This is a genomic window from Rhodoferax sp. (assembly GCF_013297935.1).
Taxonomy (GTDB): domain Bacteria; phylum Pseudomonadota; class Gammaproteobacteria; order Burkholderiales; family Burkholderiaceae_C; genus Allorhodoferax.
In genome coordinates this window covers 303905-324543 of record NZ_JAAFIX010000001.1, presented here as the reverse complement: position 1 = coordinate 324543, position 20639 = coordinate 303905, and the positions used below count along the sequence as shown (strand labels likewise).

Here is a 20639-nt window from a genome sequence, read left to right as displayed (position 1 = left end):
GAGACATCATCATGAAGAAATTTACCGTCATTCGCTACGCAGTGGCGCTGGCAGCAGCGACGCTTGCCAGCGCAGCCCAGTCCCAGACCGTGCTGAAGTTCAGTCACACCGATCAACAATTTGGCGCCCGTCATGCAGCCGCCGTAGTATTTGCAAAAAAGGTTAAGGACTACACCCAAGGTCGCTACCAAGTTAACGTGTTTTGCTGCAGTCAGCTTGGCAATGACCCAAAAAACATTGAACAACTCACGCTTGGTGGTATTGACTTCACCGTGTCGGCAACCGGTTCGTACGCTGGACAAATACCAACTCTGAATCTGATGATGATGCCTTTCATCATTGACAGTTACACGCAGGGCTGGAAGTTTTACGACGAGTCTAAGTGGCTGCAAACCCAGTTTGCCAAGGCTCCCGAGAAAGGTTTCCGCTTTCTCGCAACTTGGGAAGCAGGTTTTCGCAACATGACGACCCGTGACCCGCTGAACTCGCCGGAAGACGCCAAGGGCAAGAAGCTGCGTACCTTTCCTAACGAGATGATGCGCTGGCAACTGGAGGCCATGGGGTTCGGCATTCAGATCATGCCTCTACCAGAGGTCTACCTTGCCATTCAACAGGGTGCTGTCTCGGGGCAAGAAAATCCGATTGACACCATTGCATCGAATAAGTTTTACGAAGTAGCACCCCACGTTACCCTAACCAATCACGTCTACAGCCCGACACCTCTGGCAATCTCTGAGAAGACATGGCAAAAGCTTTCTCCCGAGGACCAAATTGCGATTGCCAAGGCCGCTAAAGAGGTAGCACCGTTCCAGCGCAACGCGATTCGCGACAACGACGAAAAGTTGTTAGCCGAGATGGAAGCCAAGGGCGCCAAGGTTAACCGCAAGCCCAATACCGAAGCCTTCCGCAAAGCTGTGGAGCCGGTGTATGCCAAAGCACGTGATAAGTACGGTGCTGATGTCGACGCTGTACTGGCGGACGCCGCCGCTGTGCGCAAGGCCGTGAAGTAAATCGTTTCAACCGAAGCACAGAGGTGGATTGTCATGTCCTTTGCTGAAATAGAAGAAGTAAAACCACAGTTGGTACCAGCTCCCATGGCGATTCGCCTGCTGAGTCGGTGTATCGATACCTGCGTCATTGGCATCGGTGGTGCGCTGGCGGTATTGATTTTCATCAATGTCGTGTTGCACGCACTGAGCCGAGATCTCGCCTGGCTCACAGAGTTGGGTGAGTTCTTGATGGTGTGGGTGACGTTTCTGGGGGGTGCTGCCGCCGCCCAGCGGGGCGCTCACATGAGCATCAATGAGTTTTTGGACAAACTCAGCCCCCCGAAACGCCGATGGGCAGATGCTGCGGTGCAAGCGTTTTGCGCGCTGATCATGGTGGTCATACTGTATTACGGCCTGCGCATTGTTGACGAGAGCTGGGGCACGGTGTTGACCACCTTGGAATGGCCCATGGCCTGGCAGTACATGCCGCTTCCCGTTGGCTCCGCTTGCATTCTAGTGTTTCTGTTGTGGGATCTAGTGCTCATTCTGCGCGGGGTACCTCGCGAGCAACGTTATCCAGCCGATTGATTGAGGAATATCCCATGTTGTCGCTTGTAATTTTTGGTTCCTTCTTCTTGCTGGCGTTGGCGGGTATTCCGCTGATGGTGGCACTATTGGCAACCACCGTCGGTGTGGTCACTATCTATGGCATGTCCTACCCTCTTGAGAGCGTGTTCCTCTCGTTTATCGGTGGTGTCGAGCCCTTTATCTTGATTGCAGTTCCCTTGTTTGTCTTTACGGGTGAACTGCTGGCCCACGGCGGCGTTGGCAAGCGTATTGTCGAGTTCGCTAATGTGTTGTTTGGCTGGCTGCCTGGCGGCTTGGGTGTGGTTACGGTGATGTCCTGCCTGCTGTTCGGCGGTGTATCAGGGTCGGCTATCGCCGATACGGCTGCCATTGGCTCCTTGGTCATTCCGGCCATGCTGGCACGTGGCTACAGCAGGGGATTCGCCGCCGCTTTGGTCGCTGTATCCGGTACGTTAGCGTTGCTGATGCCGCTTTCCATCCCGTTCTTGGTGTACGCCTTCGTTTCTGGTGTGTCTATGCGTACGCTATCGTCGGCCGGCTTGCTGCCCGCGCTGTTGTCTGCCGCCGCCTTGGTGGCGGTATGTATGTGGCACGGCCGTTCCACCGGTGTCGACATGGGCGGGAAGCCCGCTTCGCTGCGAAAAATATGGGTGGCTGGTTTGGATGCAGGCCCAGCGCTGCTCATGCCCGTGTTCATCATCGGTGGCATTTGGTCGGGCTACTTCACACCGACGGAGGCTGCCGCTGTAGCGGTGGTGTATGGCTTGCTGGTATCGATGTTTTTGTACAAGGACATGTCTTACCGGCAAATTCCCGAATTGCTGTTAAAAGCCTTCATTACCAGTGCGACAGTGATGCTGGTTATTGGAGCAACAGGAGCACTCGCGTGGATCATTACTGCCGAAGGAGTTGCCATGCAATTGGCAGACTGGGTGGGCTCGGTCGCGCATGTGAAGTGGGTATTCTTGATCATGCTGAATGTGGCGCTCGTGCTCTTGGGCATCTTCATCGAGCCGCTCCCCGCGTTGCTAATGGCTGCGCCTTTGTTCTTACCCTTGGCGGCTGCCTTCCAGATGGACCTGGTCCATATGGGCGTCATCATGACGGCCAATTTGGCGATTGCTCTATACACGCCGCCCGTTGGGGGGACGCTGTTTGTTGCTGCCAAGTTAGCCAGTGCGACGATTGGCGAAATCACCAAGCACCTGTGGGTCATGATGGCTGCGACCTTCACCATCGTACTGCTGGTGACCTATGTTCCAGGCCTTACAAGCTGGTTGCCCAGCATGATTGCAAAGTGGGGATAACGCATGTACATCGTTACGGTTACCTTTGAAATTACGCCTGCGCACTATGCGGAGTTCATGTCCGCCATGCTCGCCAATGCTGCTTCGTCCTTGTCTGAAGAGCCCGGGTGCAAGCAGTTCGACGTATGTGAATCCTCTGCTGAGGAGCGTGCCGTGTTTCTGTACGAGGCCTATGACAGCGCGCAAGACTTTCAACACCATCTTGCTACGCCGCATTTTGTGGAGTTCAACACAATGACACAGGCTTGGGTGAAGAACAAGGAAGTTAAGGTTTACAACCGCCTGTCGCCCGCCCTATCGTTGGAAAAAAATTAACTATGGCGATGTCTGGTTTTTCAGAGCCCGGAAATAAATTGCGCTTAGGGTGCATTGCCGATGACTTTACCGGTGCCACCGATTTGGCCAGCAACCTGACCGAGGCTGGCATGCGGGTGGTGCAAACCATGGGCATTCCGGCGGACGAGACAGTAGTGAATGCCGATGCCGTAGTCATCGCCCTCAAGTCAAGGACCTTGCCACCACAAGAAGCTGTGGAGCAAAGTCTACGGGCTTTGGCGTGGCTGAAGGCGCATGGGGCAGAGCAAATCTATTTCAAATACTGCTCTACCTTCGATAGCGTGTATACGGGCAGCCAGCGCGGCAATATTGGCCCGGTGATCGATGCGCTGATGGAGGCCTGTGGTGCTTCGTTGACGATTGCCACTCCCGCGTTTCCTGCCAATGGGCGCACAGTGTTCAAAGGACACCTCTTTGTAGGCGATGTACTGCTGAGTGAGTCTGGGATGCGAGACCATCCGCTAACTCCCATGCGGGATGCCAATTTGCAACGTGTGCTTCAGGCGCAATGCAGCCGCAAAGTGGGCTTGCTTGACTATGGCGTGGTCCGCCAGGGGCCAGATGCCATTCGAACGAACTTGCAGACTTTGCAGGCGCAAGGTATCGAGGTCGTGGTGGTTGATGCGCTGGACAACCAAGACCTGATGAATCTGGGGTGTGCCGTTAGAGATTTGCCGTTGGTCACTGCGGGCTCCGGGCTTGCAATTGGAATACCGCAGAATCACGGTCTGCGTGCGGCTCAGAACGCTCGGTTGCCCGCTCCTAGCGGGGCGCAGGCCGTCGTGTCTGGTAGTTGCTCGGTCGCGACGAATGCGCAGGTTGCCCACTTTGTGGAGCAAGGACTCCCGGCGTACCAGATAGATCCTTCGCGATTGTTCGCCGGAGAACCGGTAGTTGAACAGGCTTTGCAGTGGGCTGCCACGGTTGTGGGGAGCCAACCCCTGTTGATTTACTCGACGGCAGGCCCGGAGCAAGTACAAACCGCGCAGTCCGCTTCGGGTGCGCTGCATTTGGGAAGCATGTTGGAGTCGGCACTAGCCCAGATTGCGCGCGGCTTGGTGCGCCTGGGAGTGCGTCAGTTGTTGGTGGCAGGTGGCGAAACCTCGGGCGCTTGTGTTCAGGCACTGCAGATTCACACGCTGCAGGTCGGCCCGGCGGTGGCGCCCGGGGTGCCATGGTGCCATGTGCCTGCCGAAGGTGATCTTCCCGCTCTGCACTTACTTTTGAAGTCTGGAAATTTTGGTGCCGTGGATATTTTTAGTGCCGGTTTTGGAGTGCTGCAATGAGCCACTGGTTGGATAGCCTCGATGCGATCCGCGAGGAAGTATGCCGTGTTGGAAAAAGTATGTTCGACCGCGGTTTGGTGCACGCCACAGCTGGCAATATCAGTGTGCGACTGCCGGTAGAGCAAGGGGGTGGCTATCTGATTACACCGACCGACGCCTGCTTGGGTTTCTTAAGGCCCGAACGCTTGTCGCTGCTCGACGCGCAGGGGGAGTATTTGGCCGGCGATGTTCCCAGCAAAACCATTGTGTTGCATCGAAAAATTTATGCGTCTGCCTCTGTCGTCGACGCACAGGTTCGCTGCGTGATTCACACGCACAGCAGCTACAGCGTTTCTCTTTCCATGGGCGATGTGGGCTTGAGCTGTGGCAAGTTTCAGTGGCAAGAGTTGCTCCCCGCGCTCACGCCGTACTTTGTGATGAAGGTGGGGCGCGTGCCTTTGATTCCTTATGGGCTTCCGGGCTCTCCTGAGGTGGCCGGCACGGTCGGGCAGTGCATCGAGGCGTATGCCAAAGCCGGAATCGGGCTGCGCGCCGTCATGTTAGAACGGCTTGGCCCCAACGTATGGCACCACTCGCCAGCGCAGGCCATGGCGGTGCTGGAGGAGCTGGAGGAAACCGCCAAGCTGTATTGCTGGTCCCACGGGCGAACTGCACCACTGCCACCGGAGCAGGTCCAGACGCTGGAAGATCGCTTCAATATTCGCTGGCAATAAACGCCTTCAACATTTTTCAGAAAGGCCAGTATGTCGCCTCGCAGGTGGTTACGTCCATGGAGTGTTTTGATTTTTCTGTTGGGGGCGGGTTTCGGGAATGCTCCTGCGTTGGCGAAAGATGTTTGGGTCGCCCAGGTGGCCCCGTTTGGAGGAGCGTTGGCTCAAGCAGGCCGCGACTTCAACTTGGGTATCACGGTGGCGCTCAACGAAATCAATATGACAGGTGGAGTGAATGGCAACCGCCTGCGCTTGGTATCGCGCGATGATGGGTACCGCAGCAAAGATACCGTTAGCCACGCCCGGGAAATATTGCAAAAGTATGAGCCTGTGGCTTTCTTGGGTATGTGGGGAGCAGAGAACATCAGCGCAGTGCTACAAAGCAAATTATTGGAAAGCAAGGGGGTACCTGTCATTGGCGTGACCTCGGGCATGGCGGAGTTCCGCATCACCCCCGCGTTGTTTCACATCCGGGCTGGTTACAAAGACGAAGTGTCGCGCATACTGGACCAGATGCAAACCATGGCCACGACGCGCATTGCAGTTGTCTACGAAGATGAGGCCTTTGGTCGCGAAGCGTGGGACCAAGCCCAAAAGATGCTCGCGGCGCGACAACTCAAACCGGCGACTGTTGTCGCGCTGCCGTCTAGCAATGTCGATGTGGCGCCCGCTGTTACTCAGATCGTCGCCGCTGACCCTCAGGCGGTTTTGTTAGTGGCCAACACGCCAGTGGCTGGAGCGGTCATTTCCGGCATTCGTGGAAAGGGATTGAAGTCATTGGTTTTTGCCACTTCTACAGTGAATGCTGAGCAGTTGGTTAAACAACTGGGCGCAGCTGCTTCAGGCACAGCGATAGCCCAAGGAATGCCAAGCCCCTATCGCATCAAGACGCCAGTGGCGCAAGACTTTAGGAAGCAGATTGTTGCTTTGGGTATTGATTTAGAGCGAATGAACTTTGCCAGTCTAGAAGGCTATGTGGCTACGCGAGTTTTGGCCGAAGGTCTACGCCGAGCTGGCCGAGATGTCGACGCCAAAGCACTTGCCAAAACCTTGGAAAGCATGCGGCGCTACGACTTGGGTGGATTCTGGATTGACTTCTCCGCAGCCAACCATGAAGGATCTCGTTATGTTGACATGTCGATCGTCGGTGACGATGGCCGCATTCGCCAGTAAGAGCCACTATGCACAATCGTAATTTTATTAGTGTTTCTTTTTGGGTTTCGCGTCTATTGGTAGCGGTGCTGGCCAGTGCCGCGCCAGTGGTTCAAGCTCAACCCGCCGTCACTGTACTCAAACTCAATCACACTGACACACCCTCTGGCTCCCGCCATGCTGCTGCAGAGGCCTTCGCTCAGAAAGTCGAAGAATACACCGGGGGCCGCTACCGCATTCTGGTGTTCCACTCGGGCCAACTAGGCAACGACCCTCAAAATGTGAAAGCAGTGGCAGAAGGCCGATTGGACTTTACTACCAGTGCTACCGGCAGCTTTGCAGGCTTGGTGAACGAGTTGAATCTTACGGCTTTGCCTTACCTCGTAGATAGCTATGAGCATGGATGGAGACTTTATGACAACTCAACATGGTTGGCCAAGCAGTTTGACAAGCTTCCCGCAAAAGGCATTCGCTATTTGGCAACTTGGGAGGCCGGCTTTCGGAGTTTCACAACTAAGACGCCGCTAAACCAACCTGCAGACGCAAAAGGCAAGAGAATACGCGTCTTCCCTAACGACATGATCAAGTGGATCATGGAGTCCATAGGTTACGAGCCGGTGGTGTTGCCGATTACGAATGTGTATAGCGCCATTCAGTCTGGTGCAGTTGATGGCCAAGAAAATCCTGTCGATACCATTCGCTCCATGCGCTTCTATGAGGTTGCCCCCAATATCGTGCTAACCCAGCATGTCTACAGCCCGATACCCTTTGTCATGTCTGAGACACTGTGGCAACGGCTTAGCGCAGCCGACCGGCAGCGGTTTATGAAAGCGGGGCAAGAAGCCAGCAATCTGTCCCGCACGCTGACCCGTGACGCCGACGAAGCCAATATTGCCGCAATGAAAGCTGACGGCGCAAAGGTCGTGGTGCCTAATCGTCAACAATTTCGCCAAGCGATGGAAGGGGTATATCCCCGTGCGCGCACCGTGTACGGGGCAGATGTCGATGCGATCCTTGCGGACGCCAAAGCGATGCGTCCTTAAAGGCGCCTTTTATGTCTGTTAGCTGTTAGCGGTTGACTCACTCCAAACGCAAACAACAACGTCTGGTGCTCAACCGCCGCCATCTGCAACCGCTGCCGTTGGTTCAGACGCAATGCGTCGTATCGGGTGCCGGCGCGCGTACCATGGGCGCGCTGCTCTGAGCCCATCCACAGCAGCACATCTATTTCGGCACACCGCAGAGCATGGTCAGCAGACCATATGCATTGGGCTGCATCTGGGGCCTGCACCCGCTGCACTGCCAAACCCTGTGTATGCAAAGCCGGTACTAACGGTGGCAGCGGTGCCCCCACCGGCCAGCCGCCGCCGGGCAAATGGGTGTCCAGCAGCGCCTCCCCCGTGGCGTGAACCGCCTGCGTAGCATCCGCCAACGTATGGGCGCGCCACACCCCGGAATGCAGGGCCTGCAGGTCTACCGAAGTAGCTTGGGTGCGCGCAGCGCTAGTCATGGCAATGGCTCTAATAATTTACTGTATTTATAAACAGTATATGGAAAAGCCCCCTGCTATCAAAATCAAGAACAGGGTTTGCAAGCCTGGCGGGCTCAGAACCCCAAAAAGGGTAAACCCCAATAAGGCAATTTCATTTAACGTACACGTTAACAAATACATTAAATGAAATTGCCTTGCTAACTCGCTATGAAAATTCCTGCCGCTAGTACTACGAAACCAATGCAGCCGATTCGGCCCGAAGATTGGATAGGTACTGACTTAGTGCGGCCAGAGTGCGTATTAGCTACGGCCAGTGGCGACATCTTCACGGCGGACTGGCGTGGTGGCGTAGCCCATATTGGGCCCAACGGCCAACAACAGCTGTACGTAGGTAGTCCCGTTGATGGTGAAGTGCTCAAACCCAACGGTATTGCGCTCTTGCGAGATGGGGCATTTCTACTTGCCCACCTAGGTGCTGAGCGCGGTGGCGTGTACCGGTTGGACCGAGATGGTCAAACCCGCCCTGTATTGCAGACCGTGGACGGCGTCGACTTGCCGCCGACCAACTATGTAGTCGAAGACCGGCAAGGGCGTTTTTGGATCACGGTGAGTACGCGGCTGACGCCGCGGTCCCTGGGCTACCGCAAGACCTGCGATGACGGGTTCGTGGTGATGATGGATGCCAAAGGCGCCCGCATCGTCGCGGATGGTTTGGGCTACACCAATGAGTGTGTGGTCGATGCCGCCGGCGAGTGGCTCTATGTGAATGAGACATTTACACGGCGCCTCTCTCGATTCGCTATTGCGGAGAACGGTAGTCTGGGTACTAAGCAAGTTGTCGCGGAGTTTGGTCCAGGCGTGTTTCCCGATGGACTCGCGCTTGACGTTGAGGGCGGCGTGTGGGTCGTCAGTATTGTGAGCAACAGTCTGATACATGTGACCCCAGACGGACGCCAGACGGTGCACATTCAGGATGTGGACCCAGACCACTTGGCATGGGTGGAGGCTGCCTACCAAAGCAGCACGATGGACCGCCCCCATCTGGACGGCGTCAAAAGCCGACACCTTAAGAACATTTCCAGCATTGCATTTGCCGGTCCGCAATTGCGCGAGGCCTACCTCGGCTGCTTGCTGGGCCAGTCAATTTTGAAAATCGCCATGCCGGTACAGGGTGTTGCACCGACCCACTGGAACTATCCCGGTTCTGTTTGAAAGCATCTATGTCTCAAGACTTACAAGCCAAAGAAGACCCGGTCAATATGGTCGATGCCGCGTATCAAGGGCTGCGTCGTCGAATCCTAGACAACGTGTGGGCACCTGGTTTTCAGGCGCTAGAGCAAGAAATCGCACTGCAGCTAGGTATGAGCCGTACGCCTGTGCGTGAGGCTCTGATTCGTTTGGCCAAAGAGGGTTTGGTGGAGGTGATTCCTCGACGCGGCATGCGGGGTCTACCTGATAACACCGACTGACGCTTGCTTAGGCTTCTTGAAGCCGGAACGCCTTTCGCTGCTCGACGCACAGGGGGAGTATGTAGCGGGCGATGTTCCTAGCAAAACCATTGCATTGCACCGCAAAATTTATGAATCCACAAGGGCAAGCGACCCTCAGGTTCGGTGCGTAATACATACGCACAGCAGCTACAGCGTTTCTCTTTCCATGGGCGATGTGGGCTTGAGCTGTGGCAAGTTTCAGTGGCAAGAGTTGCTCCCCGCACTCACACCGTACTTTGTGATGAAGGTGGGGCGCGTGCCTTTGATCCGTTATGGGCTTCCGGGCTCTACTGAGGTGGCCGGCACGGTCGGGCAGTGCATAGAGGCGTATGCCAATGCCGGAATCGGGCTACACGCAGTGATGTTGGAGCGACTTGGCCCCAACGTATGGCACCGCTCGCCAGCACAGGCCATGGCGGTCTTGGAGGAACTAGAAGAGACCGCCAAGCTGTATTGCTGGTCCCACGGGCGAACTGCACCACTGGCACCAGAGCAGGTCCAGACGCTGGAAGATCGCTTCAATATTCGCTGGCACTAGGCGCTGCCGTCTGCGTCTCTCCGATAGGCCGGTATCTCGCTTCGCTCGTGGCTGCATCCGTGGGGTGATGCGATTTTTCTGGTGGAGGGCGCTTGCGCGAGTGCTCCTGCGTGGACGATTCTCACTCGATTGGGGGAAACACAGCGCAACATTAGGGTTTCGAACTGGCCCAGCTCAGACAGCCTAGCGCCGTTCCTATACAGACTATGGGAAAGTTGAAGAACAGGTCGAATATTGGTTTTCCATGAGCCGCTCTGTACGTCGTTGCGGAAATCACTGAACGTCGGCCTTTATGCGCGGAATTCCTTAGTTATTCGGACTGAAATGGGTCGATTCCTGCCAGTCCCCGAAAGCCGCGACCCGAGCCCCGGTCACCCCAACGCCCGCGTCCCCAACTTGTACGCAGGCAAGCCCGCCAGCATCCGCTTGCCGTAACTCGTTTGCGTCAGCCGCTTGTCGTAGCAAATCACTTGCGCGCGGTCGTCTTCGGTGCGGATGGCGCGGCCGGTCCATTGCAGCAGTTTCACGCCGGTGGCGGGGATGACCAGTTCGTTGAAGGGGTCGCGGCCTACGCTGCGCAGCCACTCGGCACGGGCTTCGTCCACCGGGTCGCTGGGTGGGGCGAAGGGCAGCTTGGCAATGAACACGGTTTCGCACAGGGCGCCGGGCAAATCCAGCCCTTCGCCAAAGCTCTGCAGGCCGAACAGCACGCTGGGTAAGCCGCTCTCCACGCGCTCGGCGTGCGCGGCCAGCAGGCGGGTGCGCGACTGGGTGCCTTGCACCAGCACCATGTCCATCATGTGGCCGGGCACGGCGTCGGATGCGGCGCGCATTTGGGCGCGGCTGGTGAACAGCACCAGTGCGCCGCGTTTCACTTGCTCGATGTCTTCCATGAGCGCGCGCACCATCTCGGCGGTGTAGGCGTCGGCCTGTTTGGGTTCGGTGCGGGTGTGCACCACGGTCAGGCTGCCCTGCTTGGCGTAGTTGAAAGGGCTGGCCACTTCCAGCGCAGTGACATAGGGTTTGTTCGACAGGCCGGCTTCTTTCAAAAAGTAGTCAAAGCTGCCGCAGCTGGTGAGCGAGGCGCTGGTCACAATGGCGCCGCGCACCTGGCTCCATAAAAACTGGCGCAGCAAATCGCCCGGCACGATGGGGCAGGCGTGGGCGGTCATGGTGAGGTAGCCACTCTCGCTCTCGGCTTGCAGCCACTTGGCCAGCGGCTGCTCGCCATGCTCCAGCAGCAGGTTGGCGGTGCTCACCAGGCTGCCCAAGCGCGGCGCAATGCCGCCCAGCTGGGCATAGAGCTGGGCGCACAGCACGGCCTGGCTGGGGTCGTCTTTAGCGATGGCCTTCACGTCCACGCCCAGCGCCTCCAGCGCTTTGGACAGGCCGGTGGCCTGCGCCTGAATTTGGCGCACCGGCTCGTGCAGTGCCTCGGGCAGCAGGCCCATGGCAAAGCGCAAGGTGCCGTCTTTGCCGCCGCCGTGAGTGTCCTGGCCGGTGTGGGCCCACACCAAGTCCATGGCCATGCGGGCCACGGAGGTGAGGGCGCCTTTGAGCTGGCTGGTCACGGTCTGCACGTCTTCGCCCAAGTGCAGGGCCAGCTTGCCGGCTACGTCGTTCATGGTTTTTGGCAGCTTGTCGAGCCAGCGCAGGTTGCTCAAGTCCATGGCACTGGAGAACTGGTCCAGCGCCACAGCCGGCAGGTGGTGGCCTTCGTCAAACACCACCAGGCAGTTGTCGAGGTCGGGCAGGGTCTTCATGCCTAAAGACGCCAACACCAGGTCGTGGTTGGCCACGATGACATTGGCCTCAGCCAGTTTGGTGCGGGCGTTGTAGTAGCTGCACTCCTTGTAGCGCGGGCAGTGGCGGGCGGTGCAGGTGTGGCGCTCGGCGGCCACGGCCGACCAGTCGCGCGGGTCGGGTGTGTCGGCCAGGCTGTCGCGGTCGCCGTCCCAAGTGGCCACGGCCAGCTTGTGGGCCATGCTCTCAAACAGGGCTTGGCGGCGCTCTTCGATGGCCTCTTGCGACAGGGCGCTCACTTTGGGCTGGGGCAGGTCGTCGTCAAACAAATCGTCTTCTGCGGCACCGCTGCCGACCAGCCGCTCCAGCTTCACTTTGCACACATAGCGGCCCCGGCCCTTGGCCAGGGCGTAGGCAAAGGGCTGGTTCATGCTGCGGACCAGCGCAGGCAGGTCTTTGGTCATGAGCTGCTCTTGCAGCGCCACCGTGGCGGTGCTGATGATGACGCGCGTTTTGCGCTCCAGCGCCATGGCTATGGCGGTGCTGGCATAGGCCGCGCTTTTGCCCACGCCGGTGCCGGCCTGAATGACCGCAATGGCTTTGGTGGGATTGGGGTGCTCGCCGATGTCGGCCTGGGCCAGCGTGGCGGCCACGGTTTCGGCCATCTGGTGCTGGCCGGGGCGGACACGAAAGCCGCTGGTGCTGCCCACCACCTGCTCAAAAGCATGCAGGGCGTGGCGGGCCAGCGTGGCACTGGCGGGGGGCAGGGTGGAAAAGTCGGCGCTCAAGGGGAGGTGGGCCCGTAGGGCCAGGTGGGGCGGGAGCGCTGAATATACAGGGAGCAGGGGATAATCGCGCCTTTGCCGAAGCAGCACCTTTTGAGCGTTCTATAGATGACCACACACACCAGCCCAGCCACCCGCGCCACCGCTTCGTCTGCGCGCCGCAAATTTATGCGAAATTCGGCTCTAGCCCTCGTAGGTACTGCGCTACCTACTATCAATTTTGCACAAACAGTGCCTGTGGCCACACGCCAGTTCAGCCCCAAGCCCGCCGAATGGCGCACCTTTGAAGTCACCACCCGCGTCGATATGGCCAAGCCCCAAGGCGGCACCCGCCTGTGGTTGCCCGTGCCTTCAGTCAACAGCGATTGGCAGCAGTCGCTGGAGAGCAGCTACTCCAGCAACGGCACCGCCCGCATGGAAGACGACAACACCACCGGCGCCCGCATGTTGTTTGTGGATTTTGCCGCTGACCAGGCCAAACCCTTTGTGGAGCTGACCAGCCGCATCCGCACCCGCAGCCGCGCCCAGGACTGGAGCCAGAAGACTGCGGTGGCCGAAGACGCCGCCACCCTGAAGTTCTGGACCCAGCCTACCGATTTGTTGCCGATGGACGGCATTGTGCGCACCACCGCCCAAGAGGCCACCCGTGGCGCCAAGACCGATGTGGAAAAGGTGCAAAAGATTTACGACTGGATCGTGACCAACACCTTCCGCGAACCCAAAGTGCGCGGCTGCGGCGAGGGCGACATCAAAACCATGCTGGAGACCAACAACCTGGGCGGCAAGTGCGCCGACCTGAACGCCTTGTTTGTGGGCCTGTGCCGCGCCGTTGGCGTGCCCGCGCGCGATGTGTATGGCCTGCGCGTGGCGCCTAGCGCCTTCGGCTACCGCGAGCTGGGCGGCAACTCGGCCAGCCTCAAGGGTGCGCAGCACTGCCGTGCCGAGGTCTACCTCAAAGGCTACGGCTGGGTGGGCATGGACCCGGCCGACGTGGCCAAGGTCATGCGCCAGGAGACCCAAGAGTGGATCAAGTCCGCCAGCAACCCGCTGGTGGCCCCGGTGAACAAGGGCCTGTTTGGGGGCTGGGAAGGTAACTGGATGGCCTACAACGTGGCCCACGATGTGGTGCTGCCCCAGTCCAGCGGCCCCAAGCTGGGCTTTTTTATGTACCCCGCCGCAGAAACCGCAGCCGGTCGCCTCGACTCTTACGCGCCGGACGACTTCAAGTACCAAATCAGCGCCAAAGAACTAAGCGCTTGAGCCTGAACCCACCGAGCCCCTGAGCCATCCTTGCCTATGACGATTCCCCGCGCGCTGCTGGAGTTTGCGGACCCCCACCACCCTGGCCGGGCCGCCACGCGCCACGCGTTCGGCGAGCCGCAACAGGTGCTGGTGGCCCGCACGTTGGACGAAGTCAAGCCAGTCCTGCAGCAAGTGGACGCCCTCAGCCGCCAGGGCTTGTGGTGTGTGGGTTATGTGCGCTACGAGGCGGCGCCGGCTTTCGATGCTGCCTTGCAAGTGCACCCGGCCGAGGGGCCCCTGGTGTGGTTCGGGGTGCATGCGCAGCCCTTGGCCGAGAGCACCGCGCCGTCACTGGCCGCAGAGCCCCAGGTGACTTGGACTCCGCGCATCCAGCGGGACACGTTTGACGCCAACATGGCCCGCATCCACGCGGCTATTGCGGCGGGCGATTTTTACCAGCTCAACTACACCGCCCAGCTGGAGGCGCCTTTTGCATCGTCGGTCACGGGCAGTGCCTGGGCCTACTTTTCGGCACTGCGGCGTTCGCAGCCCCGGGGCTATGGCGCTTTTATCGACACCGGCGACGAGCAGGTGCTCTCGGTGTCGCCCGAGCTGTTTTTTGACTGGGACGGCCACCAGATTCTGGGCCGCCCCATGAAAGGCACCGCCGCTCGTGGCGCCACCCCTGACGAAGACAGCGCCAACGCCGAGCGCTTGCGCAGCACCCCCAAAGAGCAGGCCGAGAACGTGATGATTGTGGATTTGATCCGCAACGACCTCTCGCGCGTGGCGGAGCCTTTCAGCGTGAAGGTGCCCCACTTGTTCCACCTGGAAGCGCTACCCACGGTGTGGCAAATGACCTCCGACGTGGTGGCCACCACCCGCGTGGGTACCAGCTTGTGGGACGTGTTTGCTGCCCTGTTTCCGTGCGGCTCGGTGACCGGTGCGCCCAAGGTGCAGGCCATGCGCCAGATCACAGCGCTGGAGCCTGATGCCCGCGGCGTGTATTGCGGCGCGGTGGGTGTGGTGCGGCCGGGGGGCCATGCGACCTTCAATGTGCCTATCCGCACGGTCACAGTGCGGGGCGACACCGCGTGCTGCGGCATTGGCAGCGGCATTACCTTTGACGCGCAGGCCGAAGGCGAGTGGCAGGAGTGGGCCAGCAAACGCATGTTTCTGGAGCGCGCCAGCCAGCCCTTTGAGTTGCTCGAAACATTGGCTTTGGTGGACGGCGTGGTGCGGCACCAGGCCTTGCACTTGCAGCGCATGGCGGCTGCGGCAGCGCACTTCGGCTGGGGCTGGAGCGAGGCCGCTGCCTTGCAGGCACTGGCTGAGGTAAGCGCGGCCCACCCCGGCGGCGCATGGCGCGTGCGCCTGCTGTTGCAGCTGGATGGCCGCTTCACAGCCCAGGCGTTTGCCCTTGCCCCCACGCCCGAGCCGGTGCGCCTGCAGCTGGCGACCCGCCCGCTGGACGAAGCCCACGGCGAGTTTGTGCGCTTTAAAACCACGCGGCGCGCCCATTACGACGCGTTCACCCCCACAGACGCCGCGGTGTTCGACACCGTGCTGTTCAACCCCGAGGGTGAAATCACCGAGTGCACCCGGGGCAACATCGCCCTGCTGCTGGCAGGCCGCTGGGTCACGCCTCCGCTGCACTGCGGTTTGCTGCCCGGTGTTGGCCGTGCAGTGGCACTGGCCCAAGGCCGGGTGGTGGAGCAGGTCGTGACGGCGGCGCAGTGGCCACAGGTGCAGGCGGTGGCCTTTATCAACAGCCTGCGGGGTTGGCTGGATGCCGAGTTGGCATAAGCCGCATCGCTTGCTGCCTGCATGGGCTGGCAGGCGCGCACTGGCCGCCCTGGGCTTGCTGGTCTGGTCGGCGCTCAGTGGGGCGCAGACCCTTGCACCGGCCAAGCCGGCGTGGGTGAATGTGCCGCGCATTCAAGGGCACCTGGTGGCCTCGGACTTGGGCGTAGTGATCAACAGCAGCGACCCCGCGTCGGTGGCCGTGGGGGAGTATTACGTGCAACAACGCGGCATTCCGCCGGAGCAAGTGCTGCGCGTGGCCTTGCCGGTGCGCCCGGTGCTCACTGCCGCCGAGTTCGAGGTGCTTAATGCCCAAGTCAAAGCCGCCATGGGTCCGCAGGTGCAAGCCTTGGCACTGGCCTGGGCCCAGCCGTATGCGGTGGAGTGCAATGCCATTACCGCTGCACTGAGCCTGGGGCACCAGCCAGAGTTGTGCAGCCAGACCTGTGCGCCCAGCCGGCCGTCGGTGCTGTTTAACCAGGCCAGCACCCGTCCGTTTACAGATTTCGGGGTGCGCCCCAGCATGTTGCTGGCGGGGCGCACGGTGGCGAGTGCTATGGCGCTGATTGACCGGGGCATTGCCGCCGACCGGCAGCTAGGTAAGCGCGGTGTGCCGCCCGCCAGCATGGTGCTGCTGCGCACCACCGACGCGGCCCGCAATGTGCGTGCAGCCTGGTACCCACCAGTGCCTGCAACAGGCCAACTCGACCCGATGTTGCCGCTGGGCGCGCAGCTCCGGGTGCAGGACAGCACGGCCGCGCTGCCTGCGCGGGTGGTGCTCTTGCAAACCGGCACCGTGCGCATGGATAGCCCCGCCACCATCGACTGGCTGCCCGGTGCGCTGGCCGACCACCTCACCTCGTTTGGCGGGCAGTTGCTCAACACTTCGGGCCAGATGACCGCGCTCGAGTGGCTGGAGGCCGGTGCCACCGCCAGCTACGGCAGCGTGAGCGAACCCTGCAACCACTGGCAAAAGTTTCCGCACCCGCAGGTGCTGATGCTCCACTACCTGCAAGGCGCCACCGCGCTAGAGGCCTACTGGCGCAGCGTGGCCTGGCCCGCCCAAGGCGTGGTGGTCGGGGAACCTTTGGCGGCGCCCTTCGGTCGATAAAGCGAATGACAACACAGCCAACCACACCTCCGGCATTGACCGAGCTGATGCGCGCGCCTGCGGCTCAGGTGCCGGGCACAGTGGGCTTGGTGGCGCTTAACCTGGCCGTGTTTGTGGCACTGGCGCTGGCTGGCGGGGGCTGGTGGCATGCGACCCATGGGGTGCAACTGGACTGGGGCGCCAACTTCGCGCCGGCGACGCAAGACGGGCAGTGGTGGCGTTTAGGCAGCGCCATGTTCATTCACTTTGGTGTTTGGCACTTGCTGCTCAATATGTGGGCGCTGTGGGATATCGGGCGCCTGTTAGAGCAATTGCTGGGCCGCTGGCGCTTTGCGCTTCTGTACCTGGGGGCCGGTGTGGGCGGCAACCTGTTGTCGCTCGTGGTGCAGGGCAACCGCGCGGTGTCGGGGGGGGCCTCGGGTGCGGTGTTCGGGCTCTATGGCGCATTGCTGGTGTTTTTGTGGACAGAGCGCCGGCAGGTGGAGCCGGGTGAGTTCCGCTGGCTGTTCGGGGGTGCCCTGGCGTTTTCAGGTTTGATGCTGGGGCTGGGCTGGTTCATGCCGGGTATCGACAACTCCGCCCATGGCGGTGGCTTCATCGCGGGCATGTTGTGGGCCGGTGTGTTGCTGCGGCCGTGGCAAGCGGGCAGCCCGGTGCGCGGAGTCCGGCCGGCAGTTGCGGTCGCTGGCCTGGTGCTGGCGCTGTGCGCGCTCGTATGGGCTTTGCCGGAGCCGGCCTACCGGCTGGGCGAAGAGCTGAAAGCGCGCGCCACGATGCAGCGCTTCATGCTCGACGATGAGCACCTCTCGGGGCGCTGGTCCGCGCTGTTGCGCGGGGCGCACAGCAGCGGGGAGTCGTTTGAGTCGGTCGCTGGGCGCATGGAGACCGAGGTGGCGCAACCCTATCAACAGAGTTTCGAGGCGCTGATGCTAGCCACCCCGAGCGGCGCTGCGCCCTCGGCAGCGGCTTTGAACGCGCTTCAGGCGCTTGCCGCCCACAAAGCGCAAGCGGCCCGCCAGCAGGCCGAGGCCTTGCGCCGGGGAATCGCTCCCGCAGAGCCGGCACCCGAGTAGCGCGTACCGTTTAAACGTAAGCATTTGTTTTACAAATGATTTACCCTTGCTCAATAACAGCGAGCCGGGGGAATCATGCGGGACTCTATAACTACGCAGTCCGGGACCACCCGGATATCTGAATCAGCGCTTGGGCGCATGCCGGGAGGCTGGCCCATACGCTTGTCCATTGCTTCCGCAGTGGTGTTGTCGATGTTGATTTTGGCGGCGCTGATCATCGCGGTGGGGTGGCAAGGTGCACGTCAGAGCTTGCTCGATACCGCGTCCAGAAGTGCAGCCGATGCAGGCAAGCTGATCACTGAAAAGTCGTATCGCTTGCTAGAGCCCGCCCAGGTCACGTTGAATCTGCTGTCAACCAGTTCACTCACCACGGCAAGCAACTTGGAGCAGAGGCTGGAGCGCTTGCCGACCATGGTGGAGGTGTTAACCAGCAACCCACTGACTTCGGCGATCTATGCAGGTTATGCGAGCGGGGATTTTTTCATGGTCAGGCCCTTGGATGCACCCCAAGTGCGGGCACGCTTCCAGGCCCCCCCCATGTCCAATTTCCTGGTGCAGAGTGTGCAGCGCACCAGGTCGGGGCAGGTGCAGGGTGAGTATCTGTTCTATACAGCCTCGTTGAAACTAGTGCAGCGCCGCCCTATGCCTGACTACCAGTTCGATCCGCGCACCCGCGGCTGGTTCAAGGAAGCGATCAACAGCTCCACCACCCAGACGTCCTTGCCGTATGTTTTCTTCTCCAGCCGCCAGATTGGCCTGACCATGAGCCGGGGCAGCCCGGCCGCTGATGTAGTGCTGGGTATTGATGTGGTCTTGGATGACTTGGCAAAAGGCATGGAAAGCCTGCGCATGTCGCCTCACGCTGAGCTGGCATTGGTAGACCAAGCCGGCACCGTCCTGGTCTACCCTGAGATGGGCAAAGTAGTGCGCCAGGAGGGGGATCAGCTCACGTTTGCGGGCGTCAATGCCATCGGAGTGCCTGCGTTAGCGGCCTTGTTCGACCTGCAGCCCCCCCATGGCGATGTGGCGCTGTTTGATGTGGAGGGCCAGGAGTGGCTAGGGGTCGTACTGCCTTTTGAGGGTTGGCATGGTGAAGTGCACCGTCTGCTGATCACGGCGCCCAGTGACGATCTGCTGGGCGATTTACGTCAGAAGCGTCGCAAGCTGGGGATTTTGATTTTGATGCTGGTGCTAGCCTTGTTGCCGGTGGGCTGGCTGGTCGGGGCCACCATAGGGCGCAGCCTGGACCAACTGACCCACAAGTCTGCGCGCATGGTGGGCTTTGATTTTCAGGACGGACCGGAGCAACACAGCTGGGTGCTGGAGGTGAACCGGCTGGCTGCCGCCTTGAAGGACACTGGCGAGACTATTCAGACCTTCTTAAACCTGAGCCACACCATGGGTACCGAGCGCCAGATGGAGGCCATGCTGTCTGGCGTGCTGGATCAGTTGGTGCATGCCACCCGCTGCAGTGGTGGCGCCGTGTACTTGTGGGACGCCTGCACCGGGCGCATGGAATGTGCAGCCCGCACCGCCGCGGTAGACGGGTTTGCGCAAGAGTCGATGGACTATGTGCCGGGTCAAAGCCCCGATGGAACTTCGCGCCCTGTGGCCTCAGGCGGCGCCGTCTTTCAGCAAGAGTTGCGGGGTCGCAATGGCGGGTTGGAAGGCCTGCTCGTCGTGCAGCACGCAGGCGACACACGACACGCCGCACCCGCGTTTACCGACTTCGTGCGCAAGCTCTCGGGCAGTCTGGCGGTGGCCATTGAGACACGGCAACTGTTGGCATCGCAAAAGGAATTGCTCGACGCCATCATCCGCCTGATGGCCAATGCCATTGACGCCAAAAGCCCCTACACCGGAGGGCACTGCGAGCGGGTGCCGCGGCTCGCCGGCATGCTGGTGGACCGGTTGGCTGCCGAGCAGGACGGCCCGTATGCCAGCTTTGTGCTCGACGAAGAGCAGCGGTACGAATTCCACCTTGCCGCGTGGTTGCATGACTGCGGAAAAGTTACCAGCCCCGAGCACATCATCGATAAAGCGACCAAGCTGGAGGTGATTTACAACCGCATTCACGAGGTGCGCATGCGCTTTGAAGTGTTGTGGCGTGATGCGGAGATTTCGTCACTGCAGTCGGTGCTCGCGGGGGCGGATGAGGCTCATGCGGCCCGGGTGTTGGAGACCACGCGCGCGCAGTTGTTGGACGATTTTGCCTTCGTGGCGCGTTGCAATCTGGGGGGCGAGTTCATGGCCGATGCGGACCTAGCCCGTTTGCGTCAGATCAGCGAAACCGTGTGGGTACGCCATTTCGACAAGCGCGCGGGTCTCTCGGGTGAGGAGCTGCGGCGCATGGGGGCCGCCGGGAGCGAGCTACCGGCACCTGAGCGTCTGCTGAGTGACGGGCCAGAGCACCTCGTGGCCTGGGGCGCGCGCACCCCGGCGGTGGAGAAAGACAACCCGGCCAACACCCATGGCTTTGACATGCGCCTACCGGCGCATGCGCAGAACATGGGCGAGCTCTACAACTTGGGAATCCGCCGTGGCACGCTGACCGAGGAAGACCGTTTCAAGATCAACGATCACATTGTCCAAACCCTGCTCATGCTGCGCAGCCTGCCGTGGCCCAAGCACCTCGCACGCGTGCCGGATATCGCAGCCAATCACCACGAGAAGATGGATGGCCAGGGCTACCCGCGCAAACTCTCGGCCGGGCAGCTCACCCTGCCGGATCGGGTGATGGCGATTGCCGATATCTTTGAAGCCCTGACTGCGGCCGACCGGCCCTACAAGAGTGCCAAAACGCTCTCGGAGTCCTTGCGCATCATGGCCTTCATGGCGAAGGACCAGCATATCGATGCGACTTTGTTCCGCTACTTTTTGCACAGCGGTGTGTGGCGTACTTTTGCCGAGCAATTTATGCAAGCCGCCCAGTGTGATGCAGTGGATGTAGCCGCCATCGAAGCCTTGCTGCCGTCTGCTTCAGCCTGAATCCGC

Annotated in this window: 18 protein-coding genes; 16 read left to right on the top strand and 2 right to left on the bottom strand. The window is 60.4% G+C overall.

The features are described from left to right. Positions 1 to 11 precede the first annotated feature (11 nt). The 8 genes from QZW03_RS01585 (at position 12) to QZW03_RS01550 (ending at position 7411) form a co-directional block, all read left to right on the top strand. Complete coding sequence (locus QZW03_RS01585) at positions 12 to 1010, top strand: TRAP transporter substrate-binding protein (RefSeq protein WP_296507697.1); 999 nt, start codon at positions 12 to 14, stop codon at positions 1008 to 1010. A 33-nt stretch (positions 1011 to 1043) separates the two neighbouring features. Beyond that, positions 1044 to 1577, top strand: a complete 534-nt coding sequence (locus QZW03_RS01580) for a TRAP transporter small permease (protein WP_296507696.1) — start codon at positions 1044 to 1046, stop codon at positions 1575 to 1577. Between the two features lie 14 nt (positions 1578 to 1591). Continuing rightward, entirely contained in the window at positions 1592 to 2884 is a 1293-nt protein-coding gene (locus tag QZW03_RS01575) for a TRAP transporter large permease (protein ID WP_296507695.1), read from the top strand. 3 nt (positions 2885 to 2887) lie between these two features. Next, the gene (locus QZW03_RS01570) at positions 2888 to 3199 is read left to right on the top strand and encodes a putative quinol monooxygenase (protein WP_296507694.1); all 312 of its coding nucleotides are present in this window, start codon (positions 2888 to 2890) and stop codon (positions 3197 to 3199) included. 8 nt (positions 3200 to 3207) lie between these two features. Then, complete coding sequence (gene otnK / locus QZW03_RS01565; protein ID WP_296507692.1) at positions 3208 to 4506, top strand: 3-oxo-tetronate kinase; 1299 nt, start codon at positions 3208 to 3210, stop codon at positions 4504 to 4506. Beyond that, positions 4503 to 5219 (top strand): aldolase, encoded by a 717-nt coding sequence (locus tag QZW03_RS01560; RefSeq protein WP_296507689.1) that lies wholly within the window; start codon positions 4503 to 4505, stop codon positions 5217 to 5219. The genes otnK and QZW03_RS01560 overlap by 4 nt, the downstream gene beginning before the upstream one ends. Before the next feature lie 66 nt (positions 5220 to 5285). Continuing rightward, a complete protein-coding gene (locus QZW03_RS01555) occupies positions 5286 to 6389 on the top strand; it encodes an ABC transporter substrate-binding protein (RefSeq protein ID WP_296507687.1) in 1104 nt (367 codons plus the stop codon). 8 nt (positions 6390 to 6397) lie between these two features. After that, on the top strand, positions 6398 to 7411 hold the full coding sequence (locus QZW03_RS01550; RefSeq protein WP_296507686.1) for a TRAP transporter substrate-binding protein: 1014 nt from the start codon (positions 6398 to 6400) through the stop codon (positions 7409 to 7411). Here the strand turns inward: QZW03_RS01550 and QZW03_RS01545 are convergent. Continuing rightward, positions 7408 to 7878, bottom strand: a complete 471-nt coding sequence (locus tag QZW03_RS01545; protein ID WP_296507685.1) for a hypothetical protein — start codon at positions 7876 to 7878, stop codon at positions 7408 to 7410. The two genes, QZW03_RS01550 and QZW03_RS01545, sit on opposite strands and share 4 nt — an antisense overlap. Before the next feature lie 222 nt (positions 7879 to 8100). Here QZW03_RS01545 and QZW03_RS01540 point away from each other — a divergent pair, with 222 nt between their 5' ends. The 3 genes from QZW03_RS01540 to QZW03_RS01530 are packed head-to-tail and all read left to right on the top strand — an operon-like array spanning position 8101 to position 9888. Beyond that, positions 8101 to 9072, top strand: coding sequence for an SMP-30/gluconolactonase/LRE family protein (locus tag QZW03_RS01540; RefSeq protein WP_296507683.1), 972 nt, complete (start codon positions 8101 to 8103; stop codon positions 9070 to 9072). An 8-nt stretch (positions 9073 to 9080) separates the two neighbouring features. Next, positions 9081 to 9329 (top strand): GntR family transcriptional regulator, encoded by a 249-nt coding sequence (locus QZW03_RS01535; protein WP_366481301.1) that lies wholly within the window; start codon positions 9081 to 9083, stop codon positions 9327 to 9329. A 16-nt stretch (positions 9330 to 9345) separates the two neighbouring features. Next, positions 9346 to 9888: a class II aldolase/adducin family protein gene (locus QZW03_RS01530; protein WP_366481300.1), complete on the top strand. Its 543-nt coding sequence runs from the start codon at positions 9346 to 9348 to the stop codon at positions 9886 to 9888. A gap of 371 nt (positions 9889 to 10259) precedes the next feature. Here the strand turns inward: QZW03_RS01530 and dinG are convergent, their stop codons facing one another. Continuing rightward, complete coding sequence (dinG, locus tag QZW03_RS01525; RefSeq protein ID WP_296507681.1) at positions 10260 to 12419, bottom strand: ATP-dependent DNA helicase DinG; 2160 nt, start codon at positions 12417 to 12419, stop codon at positions 10260 to 10262. A gap of 105 nt (positions 12420 to 12524) precedes the next feature. Here dinG and QZW03_RS01520 point away from each other — a divergent pair, with 105 nt between their 5' ends. From QZW03_RS01520 to QZW03_RS01500, 5 genes are all read left to right on the top strand, one after another. Further along, a complete protein-coding gene (locus tag QZW03_RS01520; RefSeq protein WP_296507679.1) occupies positions 12525 to 13676 on the top strand; it encodes a transglutaminase domain-containing protein in 1152 nt (383 codons plus the stop codon). 36 nt (positions 13677 to 13712) lie between these two features. Further along, positions 13713 to 15464, top strand: coding sequence for an aminodeoxychorismate synthase component I (gene pabB, locus QZW03_RS01515; protein WP_296507677.1), 1752 nt, complete (start codon positions 13713 to 13715; stop codon positions 15462 to 15464). Next, positions 15448 to 16572: a TIGR03790 family protein gene (locus tag QZW03_RS01510; protein ID WP_296507675.1), complete on the top strand. Its 1125-nt coding sequence runs from the start codon at positions 15448 to 15450 to the stop codon at positions 16570 to 16572. The genes pabB and QZW03_RS01510 overlap by 17 nt, the downstream gene beginning before the upstream one ends. Before the next feature lie 5 nt (positions 16573 to 16577). After that, positions 16578 to 17645 (top strand): rhomboid family intramembrane serine protease, encoded by a 1068-nt coding sequence (locus tag QZW03_RS01505; RefSeq protein WP_296507674.1) that lies wholly within the window; start codon positions 16578 to 16580, stop codon positions 17643 to 17645. Positions 17646 to 17807: 162 nt separating this feature from the next. Beyond that, complete coding sequence (locus QZW03_RS01500; RefSeq protein WP_366481299.1) at positions 17808 to 20633, top strand: HD domain-containing phosphohydrolase; 2826 nt, start codon at positions 17808 to 17810, stop codon at positions 20631 to 20633. Positions 20634 to 20639: the final 6 nt, after the last annotated feature.

What these genes read in the sequence shown, in the direction of transcription:
- pabB (WP_296507677.1), top strand. Translation starts at nt 13,713, where the DNA reads ATGACGATTCCCCGCGCGCTGCTGGAGTTTGCGGACCCCCACCACCCT.
- QZW03_RS01575 (WP_296507695.1), top strand. Translation starts at nt 1,592, where the DNA reads ATGTTGTCGCTTGTAATTTTTGGTTCCTTCTTCTTGCTGGCGTTGGCG.
- QZW03_RS01535 (WP_366481301.1), top strand. Translation starts at nt 9,081, where the DNA reads ATGTCTCAAGACTTACAAGCCAAAGAAGACCCGGTCAATATGGTCGAT.
- QZW03_RS01520 (WP_296507679.1), top strand. Translation starts at nt 12,525, where the DNA reads ATGACCACACACACCAGCCCAGCCACCCGCGCCACCGCTTCGTCTGCG.
- QZW03_RS01505 (WP_296507674.1), top strand. Translation starts at nt 16,578, where the DNA reads ATGACAACACAGCCAACCACACCTCCGGCATTGACCGAGCTGATGCGC.
- QZW03_RS01560 (WP_296507689.1), top strand. Translation starts at nt 4,503, where the DNA reads ATGAGCCACTGGTTGGATAGCCTCGATGCGATCCGCGAGGAAGTATGC.
- QZW03_RS01540 (WP_296507683.1), top strand. Translation starts at nt 8,101, where the DNA reads ATGCAGCCGATTCGGCCCGAAGATTGGATAGGTACTGACTTAGTGCGG.
- QZW03_RS01570 (WP_296507694.1), top strand. Translation starts at nt 2,888, where the DNA reads ATGTACATCGTTACGGTTACCTTTGAAATTACGCCTGCGCACTATGCG.
- otnK (WP_296507692.1), top strand. Translation starts at nt 3,208, where the DNA reads ATGTCTGGTTTTTCAGAGCCCGGAAATAAATTGCGCTTAGGGTGCATT.
- QZW03_RS01580 (WP_296507696.1), top strand. Translation starts at nt 1,044, where the DNA reads ATGTCCTTTGCTGAAATAGAAGAAGTAAAACCACAGTTGGTACCAGCT.
- QZW03_RS01545 (WP_296507685.1), bottom strand. Translation starts at nt 7,878, where the DNA reads ATGACTAGCGCTGCGCGCACCCAAGCTACTTCGGTAGACCTGCAGGCC.
- QZW03_RS01585 (WP_296507697.1), top strand. Translation starts at nt 12, where the DNA reads ATGAAGAAATTTACCGTCATTCGCTACGCAGTGGCGCTGGCAGCAGCG.
- QZW03_RS01550 (WP_296507686.1), top strand. Translation starts at nt 6,398, where the DNA reads ATGCACAATCGTAATTTTATTAGTGTTTCTTTTTGGGTTTCGCGTCTA.
- QZW03_RS01510 (WP_296507675.1), top strand. Translation starts at nt 15,448, where the DNA reads ATGCCGAGTTGGCATAAGCCGCATCGCTTGCTGCCTGCATGGGCTGGC.